Here is a 26,284-nt window from a genome sequence, read left to right on the forward strand (position 1 = left end):
GCAATCTGATTGGCTCATTTTTTAGGCGTGTGCTGTGTGACAAAGGAGGTTATTGGTTTCATGATTGCATTCGTTGGATTAGGCAATCCAGGAAAAGAATATGAAAAAACAAGACATAATGTCGGGTTTATGACAATAGATGAATTATCGAAAAAATGGGACATTCCTTTAAATCAATCAAAATTCCATGGACAATTTGGAACTGGGTTTGTTTCGGGGCAAAAGGTTCTACTTGTGAAGCCGCTTACATATATGAACTTATCAGGAGAATGTGTGCGTCCGCTGATGGACTATTACGATATTCCCCTCGAACATTTGAAAGTGATCTATGATGATCTTGATTTGCCAACTGGACGGATTCGCTTACGTACAAAAGGAAGTGCAGGCGGGCATAATGGAATCAAATCATTGATTCAGCATTTAGGCTCACCTGAATTTGACCGATTCCGTATCGGCATTGGACGTCCTCAAAACGGCATGAAGGTCGTTGATTACGTACTAGGACGTTTCTCAGAAGAAGAACAGCCTGACATTGTATCAGCCATTCAATCGTCTGTCGAGGCTTGTGAAGCAGCTTTAAAAAAGCCATTTTTAGAAGTGATGAATGATTTTAACAAGAAGGTATAAGAATGATAAGCGAAGCACATACTGATCATAAAATCTCAGCATGGGAGGATCACGTATGGCTTTGCATTATTACTGCCGCCACTGTGGTGTAAAGGTTGGCAGTCTAGATGAATCTGCTGTCCAAAGTGAAGCACTTGGATTTCATCACTTAACAAATGAGGAAAGAAACGATATGATTTCTTATAGGGAAAATGGTGATTTACATGTACAAACCATTTGTGAGGATTGCCAAGAGGCGCTTGAAAGAAATCCTGATTACCATCAGTATCATACTTTTATTCAATAAAAAAGCTTTGGTGTAGATATTAGACCAAAGCGTTTTTCTGTTTTAAACAAACAGGGAGGAGGAGCCAAATGAAAAACATACAATCATTTATCAAACAAAGTGATGATTTTCAGTCTATTTTTAATGGACTAAAGGAAGGGTTAAAAGAACAGCTGCTTGCCGGACTATCAGGCTCCGTCAGATCTTTATTTACAGCCGCGATATCAGACGAACTGAAGCGGCCAATGTTTATTGTGACTCACAATTTATATCAGGCGCAGAAGGTAACAGATGATCTAGCAAGTGTGATGCCGGATCGCTCGGTTCTTCTTTATCCTGTCAATGAACTCATCGCTTCAGAAATTGCAGTGGCCAGTCCTGAGCTGAGAGCACAGCGTTTGGATGTCTTGAATCGACTTGCGAATGGAGAAAACCCCATTATCGTCACTCCCGCTGCTGCGGTTCGCAGGATGCTTCCGCCAGTTGAGCTCTGGAAGGAGAGTCAGATCCATTTAAAGATCGGTGAAGAAATTGATTTGGAGGCGTTTTCAAAACAGCTCGTACAAATTGGTTATGACCGGACCTCGATGGTTGCAGCGCCCGGAGATTTTAGTGTGCGCGGAGGAATTATCGACATCTATGCGTTAACGGAAGATCATCCAATCCGTATTGAACTGTTTGATACAGAAGTAGACTCGATTCGAACGTTTCATTCGGATACACAGCGTTCATTAGAAACCCTTCAAGAAATCAAAATAGGTCCTGCAAAAGAGTTAATTGTGAGAGGTCCTGAACGAGTGAGAGCCATTGAACAGCTTGATCAAGGGCTGGCGAAGAGCTTAAAGAAATTCAACTCAGATCAGCAAAAAGAACTGCTTCATCAAAATATTTCTGCTGATCGCGAGAAGCTGCTAGAAGGCATCGTGACACAGGAAATGACGAAGTACCTGTCCTATTTCTATGAAAAGCCTGCTAGTTTGCTAGATTACACATCGCAGGATACGATTATTATTTTAGATGAAATCAGCAGAATTCAGGAGATGGAAGAACAGCTTGAACAGGAAGAAGCCGATTGGACAATTAGTCTGCTTGAAGAAGGCAATATTCTTCATGATTTATCTCTATCTTTCCCGTTCCAAGAACTGATCAATCAGCAATCGAGATCCATTCTGTACTACTCTTTGTTCCTGAGACATGTCCAGCAGACAAATCCGCAAAATATCGTCAATGTATCTAGTAAGCAAATGCAGAATTTCCACGGACAGATGAATGTGCTGGCGAGTGAAATTGAACGCTATAAAAAACAGCAATACACGGTTGTCTTCTTAGGTGCTGATGAAGAGCGGACAGAAAAGCTGTCGTCTGTTCTGCATGATTATGACATTGAAGCCGCTCTTGCTAAACCGGACGCTGAGCTTGTGAGCGGACAGGTGTATATTTTACAAGGTGAGCTGCAAACAGGCTTTGAACTGCCGTTATCAAAAATTGCTGTAATCACAGAAGGTGAACTCTTCAAGAAACGTGTGAAAAAACAGGCGCGTAAGCAAAAGCTGACCAATGCAGAGCGGATCAAGAGCTATTCAGAGCTTCAAGTCGGCGATTATGTGGTGCACATTAACCACGGGATCGGTAAATATTTAGGAATTGAAACGCTTGAAATCGGCGGCATTCATAAAGATTATTTAAATATTCATTATCAAGGAAGCGACAAGCTTTATGTACCGGTTGAACAAATTGATCAGGTGCAGAAATATGTAGGATCAGAAGGTAAAGAACCAAAGCTGTACAAACTAGGCGGCAGCGATTGGAAACGCGTGAAGAAAAAAGTCGAAACATCTGTACAGGACATCGCAGATGATCTGATTAAACTGTACGCAGAACGCGAGGCAAGCAAAGGATATGCTTTCTCGCCTGATCATGAGATGCAGCGCCAGTTTGAATCTGCGTTCCCTTACCAGGAAACAGATGATCAAATCCGTTCGATTCACGAAATTAAACAGGATATGGAGCGGGAACGTCCAATGGACCGTTTGCTTTGTGGAGATGTGGGTTACGGAAAAACGGAGGTGGCTATTCGTGCGGCCTTCAAAGCGATTGCTGACGGGAAGCAGGTAGCCTTGCTTGTTCCGACAACCATCTTAGCACAGCAGCATTTTGACACAATCATGGACCGATTCCAAGACTACCCTGTCAAAATTGCGCAGCTGAGCCGTTTCCGTACAAGAAAAGAAACAACTGAAACGTTAAAAGGGCTGAAAAACGGAACGATCGATATGGTTATCGGCACACACCGCCTTCTTTCAAAAGACATCGTCTACAAGGATTTAGGACTGTTGATCATTGATGAGGAACAGCGTTTTGGTGTGACGCATAAAGAGAAAATTAAGCAGATGAAAGCCAATATCGACGTACTGACATTAACAGCTACGCCAATTCCGCGTACGCTTCATATGTCCATGCTTGGCGTGCGGGATTTATCGGTTATTGAAACACCGCCTGAAAACCGCTTCCCTGTTCAAACCTATGTGGTTGAGTATAATGGCGCTCTAGTCAGAGAAGCGATAGAGCGAGAATTAGCACGCGGCGGTCAAGTGTACTTCCTTTACAACCGTGTTGAGGATATTGAACGAAAAGCAGACGAAATCTCCATGCTAGTCCCAGACGCAAAAGTCAGTTATGCGCACGGGAAAATGAGTGAGAACGAGCTGGAATCAGTGATGATCAATTTCCTTGAAGGTGAATCAGATGTGTTGGTCAGTACCACCATCATTGAAACGGGAGTCGATATTCCAAATGTGAACACGCTCATCGTCCACGATGCCGATAAAATGGGGCTCTCTCAGCTGTACCAGCTAAGAGGACGAGTCGGGCGTTCGAACCGTGTCGCTTATGCTTATTTCACGTATCGAAAAGATAAAGTTCTTTCTGAAGTTGCGGAGAAAAGACTTCAAGCCATTAAAGAATTCACAGAGCTCGGATCTGGGTTTAAAATTGCGATGCGTGATTTAACAATTCGAGGAGCAGGGAACTTACTTGGTGCTCAGCAGCATGGCTTCATTGATTCGGTTGGATTCGACCTCTATTCTCAAATGCTGAAAGAAGCCATTGAGGAAAGAAGAGGCGATACAACGGCTCAAGATAAGTTCGAGCCAGAAATTGATCTGCAAATTGATGCTTACATCCCAGACACTTATATTTCGGATGGCAAGCAAAAGATTGAAATGTATAAACAGTTCAGAGCAATTGGATCGATTGAAGAGAGAAAAGAGCTTCAGGATGAAATGATCGACCGATTTGGTGAATATCCGCAAGAAGTGGCTGACTTGTTTACGATTGCGACAATGAAGGTGTACGCTGTCCAGGAACGTGTCGAGCTGATCAAGATGGAGAAAGGCATTGTCAGAATGACTCTTGATGAGAAAGCAAGCAGTGAAATCGACGGTCAAAAATTATTTGAGCTCGGCAGTAAATATGGACGTGAAATCGGGTTAGGAATGGAAGGCAGCAAGCTGATTATTTCTGTCCAAACGAAAGGCAAGAAGACCGAGGAATGGCTTGAGGTTGTCCTTAACATGCTTCGAGGCCTTCAAGATGTGAAAAAAGAAACCATTCCATCTTCATAAAATTTTGTTTGTCTCTCGTGTATATTACGTTTGATGTGACGGATACTAAACTCAGGGTCAAGTGGTGAATGTTGCATAAAGTGGACGCTTTTGTTTCATTCACCCAACACATCATCAAACGAAAGAGAGGCAGCAGTGAATGAAAGCAACTGGAATTGTACGCCGCATCGATGATTTAGGTAGAGTGGTTATTCCGAAGGAGATTCGCAGAACATTGCGCATCCGGGAAGGAGATCCGCTTGAGATTTTCGTCGACCGCGATGGAGAAGTGATTTTGAAGAAGTATTCGCCGATTAGTGAGCTAGGAGACTTCGCGAAGGAATATGCTGATGCATTATTCGACAGTCTGGGTCATTCCATCCTGATCTGTGATCGAGATACGTATATTGCTGTATCCGGCAGTTCGAAAAAAGAGTACTTGAACAAATCCATCAGTGATTTACTTGAACGAACAATGGATCAGCGTAATTCTGTGTTAGAAGAAAGCAAAAAAGAAATTCAACTTGTCGATGGTATTGATGATGACGTATCTTCTTATACCATTGCACCTATTGTTGCAAACGGAGATCCGATTGGCGCCGTCGTCTTATTTTCTAAAGAGCGTTCAATGGGAGAAGTGGAGCATAAAGCGGCAGAGACAGCAGCTGGCTTCTTAGCCCGTCAAATGGAACATTAGGTCTAATAACTCTATATCATCTTGATAAAATGAAAGAATGCCGATGAAATCATTTGATTTTGTCGGTTTTTTATATGGGATGAAACAAAACGAGACATGTGCCGTCTACTCCTTAGAAAGAAACGTCTTTTCATTCACGTATGTTATAATGAGTGCGTTTAACTGTAGATTTATTTTAAAGGAGTCATCCATGAAAAATGCTGTGAATCAGCCGCATTGGCTTTTCCAGGGTGCGGTGATTTTGACCATCGCAGGCTTGTTATCAAAGATATTAAGTGCTGTTTACCGTGTCCCGTTTCAAAACATCGTAGGGGATACAGGGTTTTATATTTATCAGCAGGTATATCCTTTCCTTGGCATTGCCATCATGCTTGGTACAACAGGTTTTCCTGTCATGGTGTCCAAGCTTTTGAGTGAGCATGGGGAAGAGAATCGACGGATCATTACAAGGGTATCCTTAGTCTATATCACTTTACTGAGCCTAGCCTTATTTCTTTGTCTTTACATAGGAGCAGGCACAATTGCGAGTCTTATGGCAGACAGTCAATTAATTCTGCTCATCCAGATGAGTGCTTTTGTGTTTCTATTTCTGCCGCTCACCGTGATGCTGAGGGGAGTTTTTCAGAGTGACGGTCTGATGCTTCCAACAGCTGTTTCTCAATTGGTTGAGCAGCTCATCAGGGTAGGTGTCCTGCTTGTTTTATCCTTCTATTTCGTGAGGCACGGCTATTCGCTTTATGAAACAGGGGCGGGTGCGGTGTTCTCTTCTATCGCAGGAAGTGCGGCCTCGCTCATTTTGCTTCTTTTCCTTTGGCTGACCTATCGAAAGCAGTCTGCTGCAAGTATGTCAGGCAAACAGGCGACACTTCGAAAAAAAGATGTTATGAAGAGTTTGGTGCTGTATACATTGACGATTTGTGTCAGCGGTTTGCTCATTTTATGGATGCAAATGATTGATGCTTTTCATCTGTATGCGCTGCTGCGCAGCGAGGGTCTCAGTGAAGCGGCGGCAAAGGCGGCGAAAGGTGTATATGACCGAGGCCAGCCTTTCTTACAGCTCGGAACGGTGTTTGCCATCAGCATCGGAACCTCTCTTGTGCCATTTTTATCTGCAGCCATGAGGAATGGAGAGCATGAAACGATACGGCAAAAAGTTCGATCATCGGTTAAGACCACGTCGGTATTAGGGATAGGGTCAGCGGTTGGACTGATTTGTATTTTAGCACCAGTCAATACAATGCTTTTTCGTAATGATTTAGGCACCGATGCCTTGCAAATATTTTGTATATCGATCGTCTTTACGTCGATTGCCATTACGCAGGCGGCTTTACTGCAAGGGCTCGGGCATACTGTATATCCTGCTGTTGTGGTGGTCCTCAGCGTGCTGGTGAAATGGATTCTAACGATTGCGCTTGTACCGTTATTTGGCATCCATGGTGCCGCGTGGTCAACTGTATGTGGTTTTCTCACAGCAGCCGTTCTCAATGCCGTTTATTTGAAGCATAAAGGATGGATTTCGTTGAGAGAGCTGTTCCCGGTGAAAATTCTTTTATCAGCCGCCTTCATGGCTGTGGTCTTAATAGGATATCAGGCTCTGTTTTCATGGGTGATTCCCTTTGAAAAACGCCCGTTTTCCGTTTTAGAGAGCCTGACATCAGTTTTTATTGGTGGTTTCGCCTTTTTATATAGTATTCTTAAGCTAGAAGTATTTACGGACGAGGAATGGAGACTCATTCCATTAGGAGAAAAGATTTTATATTTTAAACAGATGAGAGGGAATCAAAATGGCAGGTAAGATTACCGTCGTCGGTCTCGGGGCAGGCGACATGGATCAGCTGACGCTCGGTGTATATAAGCAGCTGAAGCAGGCGAAAGAAGTATTTATGAGAACGCAGGATCATCCGCTTACCGCAGAGTTAATGCAGGAGGTCCCATCTCTCACCTTTTTTGATGAAATTTATGAAAAGCATGATCAGTTTGATCAGGTGTATCAGGAAATTACCGAAATATTATTTGCAGAGGCAGCGGAAAAAGACATTGTGTACGCTGTACCTGGTCATCCATTTGTGGCAGAAAAGACCGTACAGCTGCTCGTCGCCGGGCAGAAAGAGCGCGGGATTGAGGTGTCTGTCGCTGGTGGACAAAGCTTTCTAGATGCGACATTCAACTCCTTGCAGATTGACCCCATCGAGGGATTACAATTCGTTGATGCAGGGGATATGAGAGCGGATGATCTGAAATTAACCCAGCACGTCCTGATTTGTCAGGTATATGATCAGATGACAGCTTCGAATGTGAAACTCACGCTGATGGAAAAGCTCCCTGACGATTATGAAATTTATATTGTGACAGCAGCTGGAAGCAGTCAGGAACAGATGACTGCCGTTCCTTTATTTGAACTTGATCGAGATGTGTCGATAAATAACTTAACGAGTGTTTATGTTCCTCCGATTCAAGATGAACAGCTGCTTTATCAACAATTTGACACCTTCCGTGACGTCATACGTACATTAAGAGGTCCGGACGGCTGTCCATGGGATCAAAAACAAACCAATGAATCACTGAAACCATATTTAATTGAAGAATGCTATGAACTGCTTGAAGCGATAGATGAAGATGACCCAGATCATATAGTGGAAGAGCTTGGCGATGTGCTGCTGCAGGTGTTACTTCACGCTCAAATTGGCGAAGATGACGGTTATTTCTCAATCGATGACGTCATCCAGCATGTCACAGAAAAAATGATTCGGCGCCACCCCCATGTGTTTGGTGACACGAATGTTTCTGAGGCAGCAGATGTGGTGGCCAACTGGGAAAAAATCAAACAGCAGGAGAAGCCAGAGCGTACCGGTTCTATTTTGCAATCGATTCCGGCGACACTTCCGGCACTAACAAAGGCATATAAGCTCCAAAAGAAAGCTGCCAAAGTAGGCTTTGATTGGACAAATGTTCAAGATATTTGGAACAAATACGAAGAAGAAAAGCAGGAATTTCTCGTTGAAGTGGCAGAGAAGACGGACGAAGGTGCAACGAAGCAAATGAAAGATGAATTTGGAGATCTTTTGTTTGTTCTCGTTAATATTGGCAGGTTCTATCACCTAGAGCCTGAAACGGCACTCGCTTCTGCCAACACAAAATTCATACGGCGCTTTCAGCATATCGAACAAAAAGCAAAGGACATGGGCCGTTCATTAGATGACTTAACGCTAGAGGAAATGGACGATCTATGGAACGATGCGAAACGCATAGAAAGAGGTGAACACACATGAGACTAGATAAATTTTTAAAAGTGTCCCGTTTAATTAAAAGAAGAACATTGGCAAAAGAAGTAGCTGATCAAGGCAGGATATCTATTAACGGAACACAGGCGAAAGCAAGCTCTGACGTGAAAGAAGGAGATGAGCTGCAAATCCGCTTTGGTCAAAAACTAGTGACTGTTCAAGTCAACGAGTTAAAGGACACGACGAAAAAAGAAGAAGCAGCTGGCATGTATACTGTGCTAAAAGAAGAAAAAACAGCAGAATAGGGCTTGTTCTAAATGACCCTCTTATCACATACAATGCAGTAACATGCAAGTATGAGATATGGGGGATGTATAGATGAATCAATATTATAATCAACCTCAAGGCACGAAGCTGTCATCAGACGCGGAGCACAATGTCACAATGCGAAACAGAAAGCATTTAGATATTACTGGTGTCAAACAAGTGGAAAGCTTTGATAGTGAGGAATTTCTGCTGGAGACGGTCATGGGGATTCTCGCCATCCGCGGAGAAAATCTGCAAATGAAAAATCTAGACGTCGAAAAGGGCGTTGTGTCGATCAAAGGGCGTGTCTTTGATTTAATCTATGTGGATGAGCAGCACGGGGAGAAAGCTAAAGGATTTTTTAGCAAGCTGTTTAAATGACGCTGACAGTCCAGTTTTATACGATGCTTTCCATGGCGGCGATGGGCATCTGGCTGGGCGCATCGCTTGATACGTACAAGCTGTTTGTGAACCGGGAAAAAACAGCAAAATGGCTTTTGGCTATCCATGATCTCCTTTTTTGGATGGTACAGGGTCTCTTATTCTTTTACGTCCTGTTGCTGACAAATGAGGGAGAATTCAGGCTTTATATTTTTCTAGCCGTTGCTCTAGGTTTCTCGATGTATCAGGCATTGATGAAACATTTGTATCTCAAGATTCTCAAGTTTATCATGATGTGTGTATATCAAACCGTTCTCTTCCTAAAAAGGCTGGTCATGTCGGTTGTCTTCCAGCCGATACGCTGGATGATCACATTGATCATAAGTGCTATTCTGTTCTTGCTCCACTCGCTCTTACGTCTTGTTCGTTTTACGTTTCGGCTCGTGTGGAAGGTGCTGTCGATTGTTTGTTATCCGCTCATCTGGTTACTCAATGTGACCATTATTCATCGGATTCCCGAAAAATGGCGAACATCAATGAGATTGTTTTTCTCAAAAGGAGCAGGAATTTTACAAGGGGCCAAGAAATTATCTGGTACCATCAAAACGAAATGGAAACAATTCTGGACAAAGTAAGAGAGGAGGCCTTCAATTTTGAACAAGAGAAAAAGAAATATCGCACAAATTCAAAATGATTACCAAAAACAAATGGAACAGCAAGCGCAGCGCTTAAAACGCAAACGTCGCGGACTCCTTAGAAGGCTTACCGTGTTTGGTGTAATCGTGCTCATGTTTGCTGTCTTGGTGACAAGTGCCCTCTGGTCGCAATCGTCTTCACTAAAGGAAAAAGAAGAGAAGAAGGTTGCGCTCGAAAAAGAGTTGAAGCAATTACAAACAAAGCAGGAAGATATTTCTGATGAAATTAAGAAGCTGAAAAGCAAGGAATACGTACTCGAACTGGCACGACGGGACTATTATATGTCCAAAAAAGGCGAAAAAATCTTTGATGTGGGCAATAAGAGCGATTAGCCTTGTTGACACTTAAAATTCAGTTTATGTATAATTGAACAAATGAGATTTTTTTATAAGTCTAAGGAGGAGCACTTTTTTTATGTCGATTGAAGTTGGCAGCAAGTTACAAGGGAAAGTTACGGGCATTACAAATTTTGGAGCTTTTGTGGAGTTGCCAGGCGGTTCAACTGGTCTCGTTCATATCAGTGAGGTAGCCGATAACTATGTAAAAGATATTAATGAGCATTTAAAAGTCGGTGAACAAGTTGAAGTGAAAGTGATTAACGTTGAAAAAGACGGTAAAATCGGCTTGTCCATTAAAAAAGCAAAAGATCGTCCTCAACAACAATCAAGACCAAGCAGAAATGATTTCCGTCCGAAGGAATCGTTTGAACAAAAAATGAACAAATTCTTAAAAGATAGCGAAGATCGCTTAACATCTTTAAAACGTAACACGGAATCAAAACGTGGGGGGCGCGGAGCAAGAAGAGGTTAACTTGTTGCTGCTTTCTATATATTTTCACAACAAAGCATCTGCTGTTCAGCAGGTGCTTTTTTTCATGATCCATCCGACATTTTTTGAGATTTCGTCATTTAATTTAAAACTTTCTATTGACGGGCAAGCGAATCCTTTGTATTATAGTTCTTGTGCTTCTTAGCGCATTTTCATTATGGCGGTGTAGCTCAGCTGGCTAGAGCGTACGGTTCATACCCGTGAGGTCGGGGGTTCGATCCCCTCCGCCGCTATCCTTTTAACTAGAACATAAAGCAAGGCCCGTTGGTCAAGCGGTTAAGACACCGCCCTTTCACGGCGGTAACACGGGTTCGAATCCCGTACGGGTCATCTTCGAAACAGCTTTCTATAGGAAAGCTGTTTTTTTGTGCCTTCGTAAAATTCTGATGAAAGACATCGACTTTCATGAAAGTATGCCTCTTTGACGAATAAAGCGTCGAACGTTTTATGGAAACGACAACTTCTTTTGACAAAATTTCCTTTTCGCCTTCGCTATAATGACAAGCAACGAATATCAGGTGGGGGATGAGAAGATGGAAAAACTAGAAAGAAGAACTGATTTAACAGGAGCGGGGTTTGAAAGAATCAGTGCGGGATTAAAAAAGATGAAAAACCTGTTTCTTCATCACACGCATTCTCTTTTTTTCTATAAAGGGTTTATTTATGTTGTTCTAGGCTTTTTATTAGGACGAGCCTTTATATTATCTGAAATTATGCCGTTTGCTCTGCCTTTCTTTGGTTCCATGCTGCTTATTAAAAGAGATAAGGCGATGCTTGCTTGTCTAGCTTTACTCGCAGGGGCGATGACGATATCACCTCAAAATGCATTGTTTGTGTTTGCGTCGCTGCTCATGTTTCTCCTTATGTCAAATGTGGTTTCTTTCATCATCAAAGACCCAGTGAAAACATTACCGATTGTCATTGTTCTCTCAATGCTGATCACCCGAGGAGCGTTTGTTTACCTAGAGCAAGGTGCTGTGCAAAGCTATGATTACGTCATGGCGGGTGTCGAAGCAGGACTTGCCTTCATTTTGACTCTGATTTTTCTTCAAAGCCTGCCGATTTTTACAGTCAGGAAAATTAAACACTCATTAAAGGTCGAAGAAATTATTTGTTTTATGATTTTAATTGCCTCAGTTTTAACTGGTCTTGCTGGGATCACATTTCAAGGAATGCAGGCAGAGCATATTTTGTCACGTTATGTAGTGCTGACATTTGCCTTTATTGGCGGAGCCAGTATTGGGTGTACGGTCGGTGTTGTGACAGGATTAATTCTCGGTCTCGCTAACATCGGAAACCTTTATCAGATGAGTCTTCTTGCCTTTTCAGGCTTATTAGGCGGATTGCTGAAAGAAGGGAAGAAAGCAGGGGCAGCCATCGGCTTAATTGTGGGTTCCTTACTCATTTCACTGTACGGGGAAGGATCAGCAGGTCTCCTGACCACACTGTATGAATCACTTATAGCGGTTGCACTCTTTTTGCTCACGCCGCAATCAGTCACCTCCAAGGTAGCGAAATACATTCCTGGTACGGTAGAGCATGTACAAGAGCAGCAGCAATATGCTCGGAAGGTACGAGACGTGACAGCAAAAAAGGTAGATCAGTTCTCTCATGTATTTCATGCGCTGTCTGAGAGTTTTGCGACATTTTACGAATCCATTCCTGAAGAGAAGAAGCAGGAAGAGGATGTAGATCTTTTTTTAAGTACGATCACAGAACGATCCTGTCAAACGTGCTATAAGAAAAATAAATGCTGGGTGCAGAACTTTGATACAACCTATGAACTAATGAAACAAGTTATGCATGAATCTGATGAAAAAACGTATGAGCATAACCGAAAATTGAAAAAGAAATTTAGTCAGCACTGCTCAAAATCAAAACATGTCGAGGAATTGATCGAAGAGGAGATCGCTTACTATAAAGCCAATCAGACATTGAAGAAAAAAGTCCAAGACAGCAGACGTCTTGTGGCTGAACAGCTGATGGGGGTCTCGCAAGTAATGGAGGATTTTTCCCGGGAAATAAAACGAGAAAGAGAACAGCATTTTATTCAGGAAGAGCAGATGATAGAAGCGCTTCAGCACTTTGGCATTGAAATCCAGCAAGTAGAAATCTATAGCTTGGAGCAGGGAAATGTGGATATTGAAATGAGAATCCCATATTGCCAAGGGCATGGGGAATGTGAAAAAATCATTGCTCCAATGCTTTCAGATATTTTAGAAGAACAGATTTTAGTCAAAGCAGAGCAGTGTGCAGAGCATCCAACAGGCTATTGCCACGTTGTATTTGGCTCTGCTAAATCATATCGAGTGGCTACAGGCGTGGCACATGCAGCAAAAGGCGGAGGACTGGTATCTGGAGACAGCTACAGCATGATGGAGCTTGGTGCGGGCAAGTATGCTGCAGCTATTAGTGATGGAATGGGCAACGGAGCACGGGCTCATTTTGAAAGCAATGAAACGATTAAGCTGTTAGAAAAAATATTGGCGTCAGGTATCAATGAAAAAGTGGCGATTAAAACCATTAATAGTATTTTATCTTTAAGAACGACGGACGAGATCTATTCAACATTGGATTTATCGATCATTGATTTACAGGATGCGAGCTGTAAGTTCCTCAAAATTGGTTCAACACCCAGCTTTATTAAACGGGGTGATCAGGTTATGAAGGTACAAGCAAGCAACTTGCCAATCGGTATTATTGATGAATTCGAAGTCGAGGTTGTGAGTGAACAGATGAAGGCAGGAGATCTATTGATTATGATGAGTGACGGCATTTTTGAAGGGCCAAAGCATATTGAAAATCATGATCTGTGGGTGAAACGGAAAATGAAAAGCTTTAAAACAGAAGATCCCCAAGAAATTGCTGATTTATTAATGGAAGAGGTCATTCGAACAAGAGCAGGCCAAATTGATGACGATATGACAGTTGTTGTCATCAGGCTCGACCACAACACACCAAAATGGGCTTCCATTCCGACCGGTACATTCTATCTTGAGAAACAAGAGATTTCTTAAAATATCGTATAATATGAATTTCTTCTGGCGATGATGGGGATATAAGCATTCAGTTACAATCCCAGGAGGAATGAAGATGCGAAAAGGTCACGTCAACCAAATCTTATTGATTACAGATGGCTGCTCAAATCACGGGGAAGATCCGCTTGCGATTGCCTCATTGGCAAAGGAACAAGGGATTACAGTCAATGTCATTGGCATTATGGAAGAAAACAGACACGATCATGAAGCGATGAAGGAAGTAGAGGGGATTGCTCTCGCAGGCGGAGGCATCCATCAAGTTGTCTACGTCCAGCAGTTATCTCAAACAGTACAAATGGTCACAAAAAAAGCGATGACACAAACCCTGCAAGGTGTTGTGAATAAAGAATTGCAGCAAATTCTCGGCAAAGATGCTGAAATTGAAGAACTTCCACCTGATAAGCGCGGGGAAGTAATGGAGGTTGTAGATGAGTTAGGAGAGACGGTTCACCTTCAAGTACTCGTGCTTGTTGATACAAGTGCAAGTATGAAACCGAAGCTGCCGACCGTAAAAGAAGCACTCATCGACCTTTCCATCAGTTTAAATTCAAGAATTGGAGAAAATCAGTTTGGGATGTGTGTATTTCCCGGGAAAAACTCAGATGCTGAAATTGTGTTGAATTGGACGCCTCGATTCGATTCATTATCATCTATTTTCCCAAAACTGACCACTGGAGGAATCACCCCAACGGGACCAGCGCTTCGGGAAGCACTTCAGCATTTCAAATCAGTTCGTTCACGCAAAGGGCTGCTTGAAGCAAAGGAAGAGCATGATGATGAATTCGGCTTCTAACATCCCGTTAGGCACGGTGATTCAAGGGAAATGGCACCACCATCATTACCGTATTGTAAAAGAGCTTGGAAAAGGGGCGAACGGTGTTGTCTATCTGGCCGAATCGCCACATGGGCAAGCGGCCCTTAAAGTGAGTGATGACAGTATGCTCATTGCATCTGAAGTCAATGTTTTAAAATCCTTTTCAAAGGCTCCTGTGAAAACCATGGGGCCTTCTTTTTATGATATGGATGATGCGATTTATCCTGGTATGCCTCAAAAACGCTCTTTTTATGTGATGGAATATGTCAGAGGCCCATTACTGCTTGAATTTGTGAAACAAAAGGGTGATGAGTGGATTGTGGTTTTAATGATTCAGCTTTTATCTAGCTTGGCTCATTTACATCAGGAAGGCTGGATTTTTGGTGATTTAAAGCCGGATAATCTCATTGTTTCTGGGCCCCCGGCCACGATCCGGTGCATTGATGTGGGAGGAACGACGAAAGCGGGCAGGGCAATTAAGGAGTATACCGAGTTTTTTGATCGAGGCTATTGGGGATTCGGTACACGAAAAGCTGAACCAACTTATGATTTATTTGCTCTGACGATGGTGATGGTGAACTGTGCGTATAAGAAAGAATTCAAAAAAGGAGCAGAACCAGAAAAGCAGCTTTATCGAGCTATTGAAGGACATCCTTTATTAAAGCGATATGAAAGGGTGTTAAAGGCTGCTCTACAAGGTAAATATCAATCAGCAGCAGACATGAAAAGTGCGATGCTGAAAGAAGGACAGCTGATTGCATCAAGGAAATCGCGCCAGAAGAAGCAGCAGCAAAAAAACGCGCCAAAACCTGCTGTTAATCAAAATCAACAAGTGACCTCACGATCGCGGGCTGCAGCAGCAAAAAGAACGTCAGTGCGTAAAAAATCAGGCGGACTTTTTGAAACCATTCTTATCGTGTGCAGTGTACTCGCTCTTTACTGTGCATATGTGGTTTTGTTCCTGTTGTAGAGCCGGAAAAAAGCAGGCTTCTTCTTTGCTTGGAGCTACTGAAAGTGATAGGATATGTATATCTTTAAATTACCTGCTCTTTTGTGAGGAGGAAGTTGTGAGTAGAATTGAATCTTTTTTGAAAAAACATGATGTTTACCTTGAAAATACGACAGTCATTGTCGGGGTTTCCGGCGGACCGGATTCCATGCTCTTACTGCATGAACTTAACAAGCGTCGCAAAGGTTCCTATCAGCTGATTGCAGCCCATGTAGATCACATGTTCAGAGGAGAAGAGTCCTTCGCTGATTTGGCATTTGTTGAGGCTTACTGTAAGGAGCACGAGATCCCTTTTGAATCGTCCCGCATACAGGTCACCCAATATGCAAAAGAAAACCGCTTAAACAAACAGGCAGCTGCAAGGGAGTGCAGATATGCTTTCTTTCGTCAATTGATGGAGCAATACAACGCTCAATTTATAGCGCTTGCACATCATGGAGACGACCAAGTAGAAACAATGATGATGAGACTTGTGAGAGGGACTGTTGGTATTGGACTCGCGGGTATCCAAGCAAAACGTCCTTTTCAAGGCGGATGGCTGATTCGTCCGCTCATTGGATACTCTAAAGACGACGTGCTAAAAGTTTGTGAAAAAGAACATGTCCCCTATGTCATTGATCAAAGCAATCATACGGATGACTACTTGAGAAACCGGGTAAGAAGACATATTCTTCCCGTGTTAAAAGAAGAGGCACCTCATGTACATGAAAGCTTTCAGTTTGTAAGTGACATGCTGACTGAGGATGAGCAATACTTGCAGGCTTTAACAAAGGAACAAATGAACCAAGTGATAACGAGTCAATCGCCTAAGCAAATTGAGATCAAAACGAAGCCTTTGCTTGACCTGCCTTTGCCTTTACAAAGAAGAGGCATTCAACTAATATTAAACTATCTTTATGAAAACACTCAATCAGCGTTTTCAAACCAGCATATTCTAGGGACTTTAGACTGGTTATCTCATACAGATCAACCGTCTGGATCATTAGATTTGCCAAAAGGTTTACAAGCTGTCAAGTCTTATGATCACTGTATGTTTACCTTTGAACGATCGCATGTATTAGACCAGTCTTATGCTCTTCACTTAAAGGCTGAGCTCGGAGAAGAGCTTTTTCTCCCAAATGGACAGTCTATCGTCGTATCAAATCATGTTCCGAAGGATGCACGGAACGGAAACCATTTTTTCTTGCTTCAAAAAGATCATGTTCGTCTCCCTTTGATCATTCGCTCACGAAAAAATGGTGATCGAATCAAACTTAAAGGGATGAATGGATCAAAAAAGGTGAAGGATATATTTATTGATAAAAAAGTGCCTCTTGCAGAAAGAGACAGCTGGCCGATCGTCACTGACTCGGATCATCAAATCATCTGGATCCCAGGTCTGAAAAAATCCGTTTTTGAAGAAATTGATATGACAAACAGCGATCTCATTGTATTACAATATAGACAGCACGAAAATTTGTAGGGGGCAAGCAAAAGCATGAAACAAGATATTGAAAAGATTTTGATCTCAGAAGAAGAGATCCAGCAAAAAGTGAAGGAACTGGGTGCAACATTAACCAGCGATTATGATGGTAAATTTCCCCTGGCTATTGGTGTTTTGAAAGGGGCTCTTCCATTCATGGCAGACCTAATCAAACACATTGATACATATTTAGAACTTGATTTTATGGATGTATCTAGCTACGGAAAGTCTACCGTATCTTCTGGAGAAGTAAAGATCATTAAGGATCTAGATACTTCTGTTGAAGGAAGAGATATTTTGATTATGGAAGATATCATCGACAGTGGGTTAACTTTGAGCTATCTGGTAGAGCTTTTCCGATACCGTAAAGCAAATTCCATTAAAATTGTGACATTGCTTGATAAACCAAGCGGCCGCAAAGCAGACATCAAAGCAGATTATGTTGGATTTGAAGTGCCAGATGCATTTGTTGTCGGCTATGGATTGGATTTCGCTGAACGTTACCGAAACCTCCCGTATATTGGAGTGTTAAAACCATCTGTTTACGAAGGCTGATCAGCATACGTATACATGAGGTTATTGGTTGTGTTGGAATGATTTTCTATGATACTATTGAACATAGTTGTGCTTACTGTGGGAGGAGGTAAGGAATGAATCGGGTTTTTCGTAATACGATTTTTTATATACTTATTTTATTACTTGTGATAGGGGTCGTCAGTTGGTTAGGATCCCCAAATCAAAAGCCTGAGAACATGTCTTACAGCAAATTTTCGCAAAATCTAAGTGCGGGAAAAGTGGAGAGTATCTCCATTCAGCCTGTAAGAGGGGTTTATGAAATTCGTGGTCAATTAGATGGCGCGAAGAAAGATCAATACTTCATTACCCATGTTCCAGATGGTCAAGGTGTTGACCAAATTTACAGTGCACTGAAGAATACAGATGTAAAAGTAGAACCAGCACCTGAAACAAATGGATGGCTGCAAGTTCTGACAACCATCATTCCGTTTATCATCATCTTTATCCTGTTCTTCTTCTTATTGAACCAAGCTCAGGGCGGCGGAAGCCGAGTCATGAACTTTGGTAAGAGTAAGGCGAAGCTTTACACAGAAGAGAAGAAACGTGTGAAATTTAAAGATGTTGCCGGTGCAGATGAAGAGAAGCAAGAGCTTGTAGAAGTGGTTGAATTCCTGAAGGATCCACGTAAATTTGCGGAGCTTGGCGCAAGAATCCCTAAAGGGGTTTTACTAGTAGGACCTCCAGGTACAGGTAAAACATTGCTTGCGAGAGCATCTGCAGGAGAAGCAGGCGTTCCTTTCTTCAGCATCAGTGGTTCTGACTTCGTCGAGATGTTCGTCGGTGTCGGTGCATCACGTGTACGTGATTTATTCGAAAATGCGAAAAAGAATGCACCTTGCTTAATCTTTATTGATGAGATTGATGCAGTTGGTCGTCAGCGTGGAGCCGGTCTTGGCGGTGGTCATGATGAGCGTGAACAAACGCTTAACCAGCTTCTTGTTGAAATGGATGGTTTTAGTGCCAACGAAGGTATTATTATCATTGCTGCGACGAACCGTGCAGATATTCTAGACCCTGCATTGCTGCGTCCGGGACGTTTTGACCGTCAAATTACGGTTGACCGCCCAGATGTTATTGGCCGTGAAGAAGTACTGAAAGTTCATGCGAAAAACAAACCGCTTGACGAGTCAGTCAACTTAAAAGCCATTGCAAGCAGAACACCAGGGTTCTCTGGAGCAGATCTTGAGAACTTACTAAACGAAGCAGCACTTGTTGCTGCCCGTCAAAACAAAAAGAAAATCGATATGCGTGATATCGATGAAGCGACTGACCGTGTCATCGCTGGGCCGGCGAAGAAAAGCCGCGTCATTTCGAAGAAAGAACGTAATATCGTGGCTTACCATGAAGCAGGTCATACCGTCATTGGTCTTATCCTAGACGAAGCGGATATGGTGCATAAAGTAACGATCGTTCCTCGAGGTCAGGCAGGCGGATATGCGGTCATGCTTCCAAGGGAAGACCGTTATTTCCAAACGAAACCAGAGCTTCTTGATAAAATTGTCGGCTTGCTCGGCGGTCGTGTTGCAGAGGAAATTACGTTTGGCGAAGTAAGTACAGGCGCTCACAACGACTTCCAGCGTGCAACAGGCATTGCAAGAAGAATGGTTACAGAGTTCGGTATGTCTGATAAACTTGGTCCGCTTCAATTCGGTCAATCACAAGGAGGTCAAGTATTCCTTGGCCGTGATTTCAACAATGAGCCGAATTACAGTGAAGCGATCGCTTACGAAATTGACCAAGAAGTTCAGCGTTTCATTAAGGAGAGCTACGAACGTGCGAAGCAAATTCTCACTGAGAATAAAGATAAGCTAGAAATCATCGCACAGGCTCTTCTAGAAGTTGAAACATTAGATGCTGAGCAAATTAAATCTCTTTACGAAACTGGAAAGCTTCCAGAGCGTGTATACGCAGATGACGAAGAGAAAAACGATGATGTGAAAGTAAACATCAAGAAAAAAGAAGATGAGGAGATCTAATCTCCTTCTGTGAAAGCTGCCGGGATCACCGGCAGCTTTTTTTATTTCGATTCATGAATGGATCGGTTTCGAATTGTTTACAAATGGAACTCAATTCGTGTATGGTATGATAGAAAGTCGAAAAATGCTCTTTTTGAGAAACTATTCAAAGTGGTGATGAAGTTGTTACTCGTGATAGATGTAGGAAACACAAATACCGTTTTAGGTGTTTATCATAATGGCGATCTAAACTACCATTGGCGAATTGAAACAAGCCGTCATAAAACAGAAGATGAATTTGGTATGTCCATCAGGGCTTTATTCGATTATGTGGGGCTGATGTTTGACCAAATAGAAGGGATTATCATCTCGTCTGTTGTCCCGCCTATGATGTTCGCACTTGAAAGAATGTGCGAAAAGTATTTTCACATAACACCCCAAATTGTAGGGCCTGGAATGAAGACTGGTTTAAACATTATGTGTGACAATCCAAAGGAAGTCGGAGCAGATCGAATTGTCAATGCAGTAGCAGCCATTCACCTATATGGGGCGCCTCTTATTGTGGTAGACTTTGGAACAGCAACAACCTACTGTTATATCAATGAACAAAAACAATACATGGGTGGAGCGATTGCACCGGGTATTACCATTTCAACTGAGGCTTTATATACAAGAGCGGCGAAGCTGCCGAGAATTGAAATTGTCCGTCCAGATCACATTGTTGGAAAAAACACCATCAGTGCGATGCAATCCGGCATCCTTTATGGATATGTTGGCCAAGTCGAGGGAATAGTGAAACGGATGAAGCAGCAAGCCAAACAAACACCGAAAGTCATTGCAACAGGCGGTTTGTCTACATTGATTGGAAATGAATCAGACTGTATTGATATTGTCGATCCGTTCCTCACATTAAAAGGACTGCAGCTCATTTATGAACGTAATCGTGTCGGTGTATTATAGGAGGTTTAAATCAAATGGATTACTTAGTTAAAGCGTTAGCATATGACGGAAAAGTCCGCGCATATGCTGCAAACACAACAGATACAATCAACGAAGCACAAAGAAGACATCATACGTGGCCGACCGCATCAGCAGCCATCGGCAGAACGATGACAGCAACAGTCATGATGGGTGCTATGCTGAAAGGTGAGAATAAGCTAACTGTCAAAATAGAAGGCGGTGGACCAATCGGCGCCATTATTGCTGATGGAAATGCAAAAGGCCAGGTACGAGGATATGTCTCAAACCCACAAGTTCACTTTGACTTAAATGAACATGGCAAGCTGGATGTGAGGCGTGCAGTCGGAACATCTGGAACGTTAAGTGTTGTCAAAGATATCGGGCTGAAGGACCACTTTACAGGACAAACGGAAATCGTCTCAGGTGAAATTGGAGATGACTTCACTTATTATCTTGTTTCTTCTGAGCAAGTGCCTTCTTCTGTAGGCGTAGGTGTCCTTGTCAATCCAGATAATTCGATCCTCGCAGCAGGCGGTTTCATCATTCAATTGCTGCCTGGTACAGACGATGCTGTCATTGAAAGACTAGAAAAGCGCCTGTCAACCATTGAACCAATCTCTAAACTCATTGAAAAAGGGATGACACCAGAACAAATATTAGAAGAAGTGCTCGGTGAAAAGCCTCAAATTTTAGAAACTGTACCTGTCGAATTTTCTTGTAACTGCTCAAAAGAACGGTTTGCAAATGGCATTATCAGCCTAGGGAAAGCCGAAATTGATGATATGATTGAACAAGACGGACAAGCAGAAGCTCAATGCCATTTTTGTAACGAAACGTATGTATTTACAAAAGAAGAGCTAGAAGAGCTACGTGAAGAATTAACCCGCTAAGCTCTAAGCAGCGGGTTTTCTTTTTAGAATGGAAAGGAGACGAAAGATGAGACTAAAAGCAAGAGTGGTATGGACATTTATCCTCGTGTTGCTCATGATTAATGCCGTTGTCATTGCATATGTATTAACAAAGTCACAAATGTCACAGGCCTCTTCTAACGGGAAGAGCGGTGAAGAAATTGCGTCGATTGGAAAAGAGAAGGTGACGCGTCAAGAATGGCTAAAGAAAATGGAAGACCGCTACGGAAAGGCGACACTTGAGCAAATGATCAATCAAAAGGTGGTCAATCAGCTTGCCAAGCAAAACAAGCTGGAGGTGTCTTCAAAAGAGATCAATCGTGAATTGCTTATGCTCAAAGCGGTGTCTAATAATTTCTATGAAGATGGACATACAAGTGAGAAGGAATGGAAAGAACAGATTCGTTATCAAATTTTATTAGAGCAGCTTTTAACAAGAGATGCCGTCGTTTCTGAAAAAGAAGCGAAATCGTTTTATGAAAAAAACAAGGACTTATATCAATATGATGATTCATACCGCATTCGCCATATCGTCGTGAAGACAAAGAGCGAGGCTGAAAATGTATTGAAAGATTTAAAAGGTGGATCTAGCTTCGAAGCCGTAGCAGCTGAACGTTCAATCGACCGTTACACCTCACCATACGGCGGAGATCTTGGATTTGTGACAGAAGAGCAGGAAAGTATCCCGGCCCTATACATACAAGAAGCTCAAAAGCTTCAGCCAGATGAATGGACGAAAGAGCCGATTCAGACCAAAAACGGGTATGCCATTATTCAGTTAAAAGAAAAATTAAATGGCCGCTCTTTCTCCTATGACGAAGTCAAAGATCAGATTAAAAGGCAGATCGCTATGGAAGATCTAGGTGAAAAGGCGAATGTCAAAACCCTGTGGAAAGAAGCAAAAGTCACATGGTTTTACGATGGCGAGCAGGACTAAAAGCATTGACAAAATTTTTTGAAATTGATAATTTAATATTAATACAATAAAATTACTCGGAGATAGAGGTGTTAGTGATGGCTCGTATTGCAAATTCAGTTTTTGAACTAATAGGAAATACACCAGTCGTTAAATTAAACCGTTTAGTAGATGAAGACAGTGCGGATGTCTACTTGAAACTTGAATATATGAACCCGGGCAGCAGTGTCAAAGATCGTATTGCTTTAGCGATGATCGAAGATGCTGAAGCAAAAGGAACATTAAAAGCCGGCGATACGCTTATTGAACCAACAAGCGGAAACACAGGAATCGGCCTTGCAATGGTAGCGGCTGCTAAAGGAATTAACGCGATTTTGGTTATGCCGGACACAATGAGTCAGGAGCGCCGCAACCTTTTACGCGCTTATGGTGCGGAGCTTGTCTTAACACCAGGTGCAGAAGGAATGAAAGGTGCCATCAAAAAAGCAGAAGAATTGGCAGAGGAGCATGGTTACTTCATGCCTCAGCAATTTAGCAACGAAGCCAATGCGGAGATTCACCGTCGTACAACTGGGAAAGAAATCCTTGAACAATTTGACGGCGAGCTTGATGCATTTATTGCAGGTGTTGGTACGGGCGGTACGATTACAGGTGCTGGTGAAGTCCTAAAAGAAGCCATCCCATCCATCCAGCTTTATGCAGTAGAGCCGACAGATTCCCCTGTATTGTCAGGCGGGAAGCCGGGTCCGCATAAAATTCAAGGAATTGGAGCAGGTTTTGTTCCTTCAATCTTGAACACAGAAATATATGACGGCATCATCCAAGTGAAAAACGAAGATGCATTTGAGCTTGCAAGAAAAGCAGCGAAAGAAGAAGGAATTCTTGGCGGTATTTCTTCAGGAGCAGCTATTTACGCAGCGCTTCAAACAGCGAAGAAGCTTGGTAAAGGGAAAAAGGTTCTCGCCATTATCCCAAGTAATGGAGAGCGTTACCTCAGTACACCTCTTTATCAATTCGATTAAACCAATCACCCCAGCATTTGCTGGGGTTTTTTCATGAATTCTGAAGATGGAAAGCAAATACTGTTTTCTAAATAAATTGGATTGCATTACAATAAGATTAATGAAAATGAAAAAGGATGATAACATGACACAACGCAGGCCGATGGGCATCAAAATTCCTTTTACGAAAGATGCATTCTTGAAAAGATACGAACAATTAACTGCTCGTGAAACACATCATGTGCTTCTTGAAAGTGCGCGCGGCGGTTCATATAGCATCGCTGGTATTCACCCGATTGCTAAAGCGAAGGGGAAAGATGGGATGACGACCATCCATTATCAAGATGAAGTGCTGTTCAAAGAAGGTGATCCATTCAGAGCGTTTACAGATTGGTTTCAAACCCTTCAAACCGAAACGAACGACGAATACCCCGACTTTCAAGGCGGAGCGATTGGGTTTTTAAGCTACGATTATGCTAGATACATCGAGCATTTTAAGATGCTGGCAATTGATGATCTACAAACACCAGACCTTTATTTCCTCGTGTTTAATGATGTTGCAGTTTTTGATCATGAAGAAAACGCGCTGTGGCTGATTACGCACATAGAGGAAGCGGAATCAGGGAGTGAAGCGAACCAAAGGCTTGAAGAATGGAAGCAAAAATGGACAAGCTCTTCAGAAGAATCAGCACAATCACCTGTCAATGAACCTTCCACAGAATTTGTACCAGCAGCACCTTTCACTGAAGAAACTTTTGGGGAAGCAGTAGAGAAAATTAAGCAATATATCGCAAACGGTGATGTGTTCCAAGTGAACTTATCCATCAGACAAGATGAACAGCTTCACACTCACCCGTATAATTTATACAAAACGTTACGTCAAGTCAATCCATCTCCTTATATGTCTTACCTGCATACGCCTGACTTCCAGATTGTTTGTGGATCTCCAGAGCTGCTTATTAAGAAAAAAGGAACTCAGCTAGAAACAAGACCAATTGCCGGAACAAGATCACGAGGCAAAGACGACGCTGAGGATCAAGCGCTGGCAAAAGAGCTCATTGAAAATGAAAAAGAACGCGCAGAGCATGTGATGCTCGTTGATCTTGAGCGGAATGATCTTGGATGCGTATCCACTTATGGATCCGTAAAAGTGAACGAATTTATGGCGATTGAGAAATATTCGCACGTGATGCATATTGTATCCAATGTACAAGGAGAGCTGCGTGATGAATGTGACGCGGTAGATGTCATGAGAGCTGTATTCCCAGGTGGAACGATTACAGGTGCTCCAAAAGTGAGGACGATGGAAATCATAGAAGAACTTGAGCCAACAAGACGTGGGCTTTATACTGGATCTATAGGCTGGTTTGGATTCAATCAAGATATGCACTTTAATATCGTCATTCGTACTGCGTATTGTACAGAAGGAAAAGCCTTTATGCAGTCAGGTGCGGGGATCGTCATAGATTCTGTCCCTAAACACGAATATAAAGAATCGATTAAAAAAGCCTATGCAGTGAAAAAAGCATTACAGCTGAGCAAAGAAGAGACTATTTTGAGTTAGAGGTGAGCAGAGTATGATTTTAATGATTGATAATTATGATTCATTTACGTACAACCTGGTCCAGTATTTAGGTGAGCTTGGAGAAGAATTGATCGTGAAACGGAATGATCAAGTAACCATTCAAGAAATTGAAGAGCTCAAGCCGGATTTTCTCATGATTTCTCCAGGACCATGCAGTCCTGATGAAGCGGGAATTAGTATGGAGGCGATCAAGCACTTTGCAGGAAGCATTCCAATCTTCGGTGTGTGTCTAGGTCACCAATCCATCGCGCAAGTCTTTGGCGGGGATGTCGTTCGAGCAGAGCGCCTAATGCACGGTAAAACGTCAGAGATTAAACATGATGGAAAAGGTGTTTTCACAGGACTTCAAAATCCGCTCGTCGCAACGAGATATCATTCATTAATTGTCAAAAACGAGACGCTGCCAGAGTGCTTTGACGCAACAGCCAGCACAAAGGAAGGCGAGCTCATGGCGATTCGTCATAAAGAACTGCCGATTGAAAGTGTGCAATTCCATCCTGAATCGATTATGACGTCCTTCGGAAAAGAAATGCTGAAAAATTTCATTGAAACCTATCGTAAAAAGGGGCATGAAGTAAACGCATGATCATTTATCTGAACGGTCAGTATATAGAGGAGAAAGACGCGACTCTTTCTCCTTTTGATCATGGTTTTCTATATGGCATCGGTGTATTCGAAACATTTACCAGCCTGGCAGGACAAGTCTTCCTGTTAGATTGGCATCTTGAAAGGCTCAATCAATCATTACGTGACCTTTGCATCGAATCCACAATAGAGAAACCATTTGTACTCGACATCATTCATACTTTACTGAATAAAAACCAAATAGCCGGCGGCCATGCGAGAATTCGCTTGAATGTTTCTGCGGGCAGAGGCAATGGGTTTTCTGCAGACCCTTATGAAGAGCCTGTCGTTTTTGTCATGATCTCTCCATTCCGTCCAGAATCTATTTTGGATGAGAAAAAGGGAGTCATTCTTCAAACAAGAAGAAATACACCAGAAGGGCCAAAACGCCTCAAGTCTCATCACTATATGAACAACCTGCTCGGGAAAAGAGAAGTGGGGAACGACCCGGCGTTAGAAGGCATCTTTTTAACAAAAGAAGATGATGTGGCAGAAGGCATTACCTCGAATGTATTTTGGCGAAAAGATGATGTGGTCTATACACCGTCACTTGATACAGGCATTTTAAATGGGGTCACTCGTCGATACTGTATGGAAACGCTCCACGCGATGGGGGTCTCGCTAAAGGAAGGACGATACCCAGTCTCACATTTGCTCTCAGCTGATGAGGCATGGATGACCAATTCTGTTCAGGGAGTTGTACCTTTCGGGTGTATAGGAGACATCCACTTGCTCAAAAATAGCCGGACCATCTCAACAAAGTTAAGAATGCAATACACAAAAGAACGTCAAGATCATAAAGAGTAGGTGGAC

At 42.5% G+C, this 26,284-nt stretch carries 24 protein-coding genes and 2 tRNA genes; all 26 read left to right on the forward strand.

Going from position 1 to position 26,284, the window contains the following annotated elements; translation table 11 throughout:
• Nucleotides 1-60 precede the first annotated feature (60 nt).
• Nucleotides 61-627 carry an aminoacyl-tRNA hydrolase gene (gene pth, locus MHB41_RS00335; RefSeq protein ID WP_217008953.1) on the forward strand — a complete coding sequence of 189 codons (567 nt, stop codon included), beginning with the start codon at nt 61-63 and terminating at the stop codon, nt 625-627.
• Between the two features lie 55 nt (nt 628-682).
• Nucleotides 683-913 (forward strand): anti-sigma-F factor Fin family protein, encoded by a 231-nt coding sequence (locus MHB41_RS00340; protein ID WP_003217967.1) that lies wholly within the window; start codon nt 683-685, stop codon nt 911-913.
• 68 nt (nt 914-981) lie between these two features.
• Nucleotides 982-4,515, forward strand: coding sequence for a transcription-repair coupling factor (mfd, locus tag MHB41_RS00345; RefSeq protein ID WP_041105720.1), 3,534 nt, complete (start codon nt 982-984; stop codon nt 4,513-4,515).
• 139 nt (nt 4,516-4,654) lie between these two features.
• Nucleotides 4,655-5,191 (forward strand): stage V sporulation protein T, encoded by a 537-nt coding sequence (gene spoVT / locus MHB41_RS00350; protein ID WP_034284159.1) that lies wholly within the window; start codon nt 4,655-4,657, stop codon nt 5,189-5,191.
• A gap of 190 nt (nt 5,192-5,381) precedes the next feature.
• Nucleotides 5,382-6,986 (forward strand): polysaccharide biosynthesis protein, encoded by a 1,605-nt coding sequence (locus tag MHB41_RS00355; protein ID WP_135033211.1) that lies wholly within the window; start codon nt 5,382-5,384, stop codon nt 6,984-6,986.
• Nucleotides 6,976-8,460, forward strand: a complete 1,485-nt coding sequence (gene mazG / locus MHB41_RS00360; RefSeq protein WP_340899547.1) for a nucleoside triphosphate pyrophosphohydrolase — start codon at nt 6,976-6,978, stop codon at nt 8,458-8,460. The genes MHB41_RS00355 and mazG overlap by 11 nt, the downstream gene beginning before the upstream one ends.
• Nucleotides 8,457-8,717 carry an RNA-binding S4 domain-containing protein gene (locus MHB41_RS00365; protein ID WP_008341839.1) on the forward strand — a complete coding sequence of 87 codons (261 nt, stop codon included), beginning with the start codon at nt 8,457-8,459 and terminating at the stop codon, nt 8,715-8,717. Before mazG ends, MHB41_RS00365 begins: the two co-directional genes overlap by 4 nt.
• Nucleotides 8,718-8,790: 73 nt before the next feature.
• Nucleotides 8,791-9,099 carry a sporulation protein YabP gene (yabP, locus tag MHB41_RS00370; protein ID WP_024425646.1) on the forward strand — a complete coding sequence of 103 codons (309 nt, stop codon included), beginning with the start codon at nt 8,791-8,793 and terminating at the stop codon, nt 9,097-9,099.
• A complete protein-coding gene (gene yabQ, locus MHB41_RS00375) occupies nt 9,096-9,734 on the forward strand; it encodes a spore cortex biosynthesis protein YabQ (RefSeq protein WP_122632219.1) in 639 nt (212 codons plus the stop codon). Before yabP ends, yabQ begins: the two co-directional genes overlap by 4 nt.
• 18 nt (nt 9,735-9,752) lie before the next feature.
• Complete coding sequence (locus MHB41_RS00380) at nt 9,753-10,127, forward strand: septum formation initiator family protein (RefSeq protein WP_003217952.1); 375 nt, start codon at nt 9,753-9,755, stop codon at nt 10,125-10,127.
• Between the two features lie 82 nt (nt 10,128-10,209).
• Nucleotides 10,210-10,605 carry a S1 domain-containing RNA-binding protein gene (locus MHB41_RS00385; protein WP_008357409.1) on the forward strand — a complete coding sequence of 132 codons (396 nt, stop codon included), beginning with the start codon at nt 10,210-10,212 and terminating at the stop codon, nt 10,603-10,605.
• A 177-nt stretch (nt 10,606-10,782) separates the two neighbouring features.
• Nucleotides 10,783-10,856 (forward strand) — tRNA-Met (locus tag MHB41_RS00390).
• 25 nt (nt 10,857-10,881) lie between these two features.
• Nucleotides 10,882-10,953 (forward strand) — tRNA-Glu (locus MHB41_RS00395).
• Nucleotides 10,954-11,156: 203 nt separating this feature from the next.
• Nucleotides 11,157-13,640, forward strand: a complete 2,484-nt coding sequence (gene spoIIE, locus MHB41_RS00400) for a stage II sporulation protein E (protein ID WP_340899544.1) — start codon at nt 11,157-11,159, stop codon at nt 13,638-13,640.
• 76 nt (nt 13,641-13,716) lie between these two features.
• The gene (locus tag MHB41_RS00405) at nt 13,717-14,454 is read left to right on the forward strand and encodes a VWA domain-containing protein (protein WP_034284249.1); all 738 of its coding nucleotides are present in this window, start codon (nt 13,717-13,719) and stop codon (nt 14,452-14,454) included.
• Entirely contained in the window at nt 14,438-15,445 is a 1,008-nt protein-coding gene (locus tag MHB41_RS00410) for a serine/threonine protein kinase (RefSeq protein WP_080701255.1), read from the forward strand. Before MHB41_RS00405 ends, MHB41_RS00410 begins: the two co-directional genes overlap by 17 nt.
• A gap of 97 nt (nt 15,446-15,542) precedes the next feature.
• Nucleotides 15,543-16,946 (forward strand): tRNA lysidine(34) synthetase TilS, encoded by a 1,404-nt coding sequence (gene tilS / locus MHB41_RS00415; protein ID WP_101676976.1) that lies wholly within the window; start codon nt 15,543-15,545, stop codon nt 16,944-16,946.
• Between the two features lie 15 nt (nt 16,947-16,961).
• A complete protein-coding gene (hpt, locus tag MHB41_RS00420; protein WP_008357399.1) occupies nt 16,962-17,501 on the forward strand; it encodes a hypoxanthine phosphoribosyltransferase in 540 nt (179 codons plus the stop codon).
• Nucleotides 17,502-17,596: 95 nt separating this feature from the next.
• The gene (gene ftsH / locus MHB41_RS00425) at nt 17,597-19,498 is read left to right on the forward strand and encodes an ATP-dependent zinc metalloprotease FtsH (protein WP_034284252.1); all 1,902 of its coding nucleotides are present in this window, start codon (nt 17,597-17,599) and stop codon (nt 19,496-19,498) included.
• 162 nt (nt 19,499-19,660) lie between these two features.
• Nucleotides 19,661-20,437, forward strand: coding sequence for a type III pantothenate kinase (locus MHB41_RS00430; protein WP_024427185.1), 777 nt, complete (start codon nt 19,661-19,663; stop codon nt 20,435-20,437).
• 14 nt (nt 20,438-20,451) lie between these two features.
• Nucleotides 20,452-21,327: an Hsp33 family molecular chaperone HslO gene (hslO, locus tag MHB41_RS00435; RefSeq protein WP_061109549.1), complete on the forward strand. Its 876-nt coding sequence runs from the start codon at nt 20,452-20,454 to the stop codon at nt 21,325-21,327.
• Nucleotides 21,328-21,373: 46 nt separating this feature from the next.
• Nucleotides 21,374-22,282 carry a peptidyl-prolyl cis-trans isomerase gene (locus tag MHB41_RS00440; protein ID WP_024425654.1) on the forward strand — a complete coding sequence of 303 codons (909 nt, stop codon included), beginning with the start codon at nt 21,374-21,376 and terminating at the stop codon, nt 22,280-22,282.
• Between the two features lie 77 nt (nt 22,283-22,359).
• On the forward strand, nt 22,360-23,283 hold the full coding sequence (gene cysK, locus MHB41_RS00445) for a cysteine synthase A (protein ID WP_024425655.1): 924 nt from the start codon (nt 22,360-22,362) through the stop codon (nt 23,281-23,283).
• Nucleotides 23,284-23,407: 124 nt separating this feature from the next.
• Complete coding sequence (locus MHB41_RS00450) at nt 23,408-24,826, forward strand: anthranilate synthase component I family protein (RefSeq protein WP_340899540.1); 1,419 nt, start codon at nt 23,408-23,410, stop codon at nt 24,824-24,826.
• 13 nt (nt 24,827-24,839) lie between these two features.
• Nucleotides 24,840-25,433, forward strand: coding sequence for an aminodeoxychorismate/anthranilate synthase component II (gene pabA / locus MHB41_RS00455; protein ID WP_024425656.1), 594 nt, complete (start codon nt 24,840-24,842; stop codon nt 25,431-25,433).
• Nucleotides 25,430-26,278, forward strand: coding sequence for an aminodeoxychorismate lyase (gene pabC / locus MHB41_RS00460; RefSeq protein WP_340899539.1), 849 nt, complete (start codon nt 25,430-25,432; stop codon nt 26,276-26,278). The genes pabA and pabC overlap by 4 nt, the downstream gene beginning before the upstream one ends.
• The last annotated feature ends 6 nt before the right edge of the window (nt 26,279-26,284 follow it).

It is taken from the genome of Bacillus sp. FSL H7-0578, from assembly GCF_038630855.1.
GTDB lineage: Bacteria > Bacillota > Bacilli > Bacillales > Bacillaceae > Bacillus > Bacillus safensis.

Excerpts from the sequence above, each read along its gene's own strand:
- pth (WP_217008953.1), top strand. The coding sequence starts at position 61 with ATGATTGCATTCGTTGGATTAGGCAATCCAGGAAAAGAATATGAAAAA.
- MHB41_RS00340 (WP_003217967.1), top strand. The coding sequence starts at position 683 with ATGGCTTTGCATTATTACTGCCGCCACTGTGGTGTAAAGGTTGGCAGT.
- mfd (WP_041105720.1), top strand. The coding sequence starts at position 982 with ATGAAAAACATACAATCATTTATCAAACAAAGTGATGATTTTCAGTCT.
- spoVT (WP_034284159.1), top strand. The coding sequence starts at position 4,655 with ATGAAAGCAACTGGAATTGTACGCCGCATCGATGATTTAGGTAGAGTG.
- MHB41_RS00355 (WP_135033211.1), top strand. The coding sequence starts at position 5,382 with ATGAAAAATGCTGTGAATCAGCCGCATTGGCTTTTCCAGGGTGCGGTG.
- mazG (WP_340899547.1), top strand. The coding sequence starts at position 6,976 with ATGGCAGGTAAGATTACCGTCGTCGGTCTCGGGGCAGGCGACATGGAT.
- MHB41_RS00365 (WP_008341839.1), top strand. The coding sequence starts at position 8,457 with ATGAGACTAGATAAATTTTTAAAAGTGTCCCGTTTAATTAAAAGAAGA.
- yabP (WP_024425646.1), top strand. The coding sequence starts at position 8,791 with ATGAATCAATATTATAATCAACCTCAAGGCACGAAGCTGTCATCAGAC.
- yabQ (WP_122632219.1), top strand. The coding sequence starts at position 9,096 with ATGACGCTGACAGTCCAGTTTTATACGATGCTTTCCATGGCGGCGATG.
- MHB41_RS00385 (WP_008357409.1), top strand. The coding sequence starts at position 10,210 with ATGTCGATTGAAGTTGGCAGCAAGTTACAAGGGAAAGTTACGGGCATT.
- spoIIE (WP_340899544.1), top strand. The coding sequence starts at position 11,157 with ATGGAAAAACTAGAAAGAAGAACTGATTTAACAGGAGCGGGGTTTGAA.
- MHB41_RS00405 (WP_034284249.1), top strand. The coding sequence starts at position 13,717 with ATGCGAAAAGGTCACGTCAACCAAATCTTATTGATTACAGATGGCTGC.
- MHB41_RS00410 (WP_080701255.1), top strand. The coding sequence starts at position 14,438 with ATGAATTCGGCTTCTAACATCCCGTTAGGCACGGTGATTCAAGGGAAA.
- hpt (WP_008357399.1), top strand. The coding sequence starts at position 16,962 with ATGAAACAAGATATTGAAAAGATTTTGATCTCAGAAGAAGAGATCCAG.
- ftsH (WP_034284252.1), top strand. The coding sequence starts at position 17,597 with ATGAATCGGGTTTTTCGTAATACGATTTTTTATATACTTATTTTATTA.
- hslO (WP_061109549.1), top strand. The coding sequence starts at position 20,452 with ATGGATTACTTAGTTAAAGCGTTAGCATATGACGGAAAAGTCCGCGCA.
- MHB41_RS00440 (WP_024425654.1), top strand. The coding sequence starts at position 21,374 with ATGAGACTAAAAGCAAGAGTGGTATGGACATTTATCCTCGTGTTGCTC.
- cysK (WP_024425655.1), top strand. The coding sequence starts at position 22,360 with ATGGCTCGTATTGCAAATTCAGTTTTTGAACTAATAGGAAATACACCA.
- MHB41_RS00450 (WP_340899540.1), top strand. The coding sequence starts at position 23,408 with ATGACACAACGCAGGCCGATGGGCATCAAAATTCCTTTTACGAAAGAT.
- pabA (WP_024425656.1), top strand. The coding sequence starts at position 24,840 with ATGATTTTAATGATTGATAATTATGATTCATTTACGTACAACCTGGTC.
- pabC (WP_340899539.1), top strand. The coding sequence starts at position 25,430 with ATGATCATTTATCTGAACGGTCAGTATATAGAGGAGAAAGACGCGACT.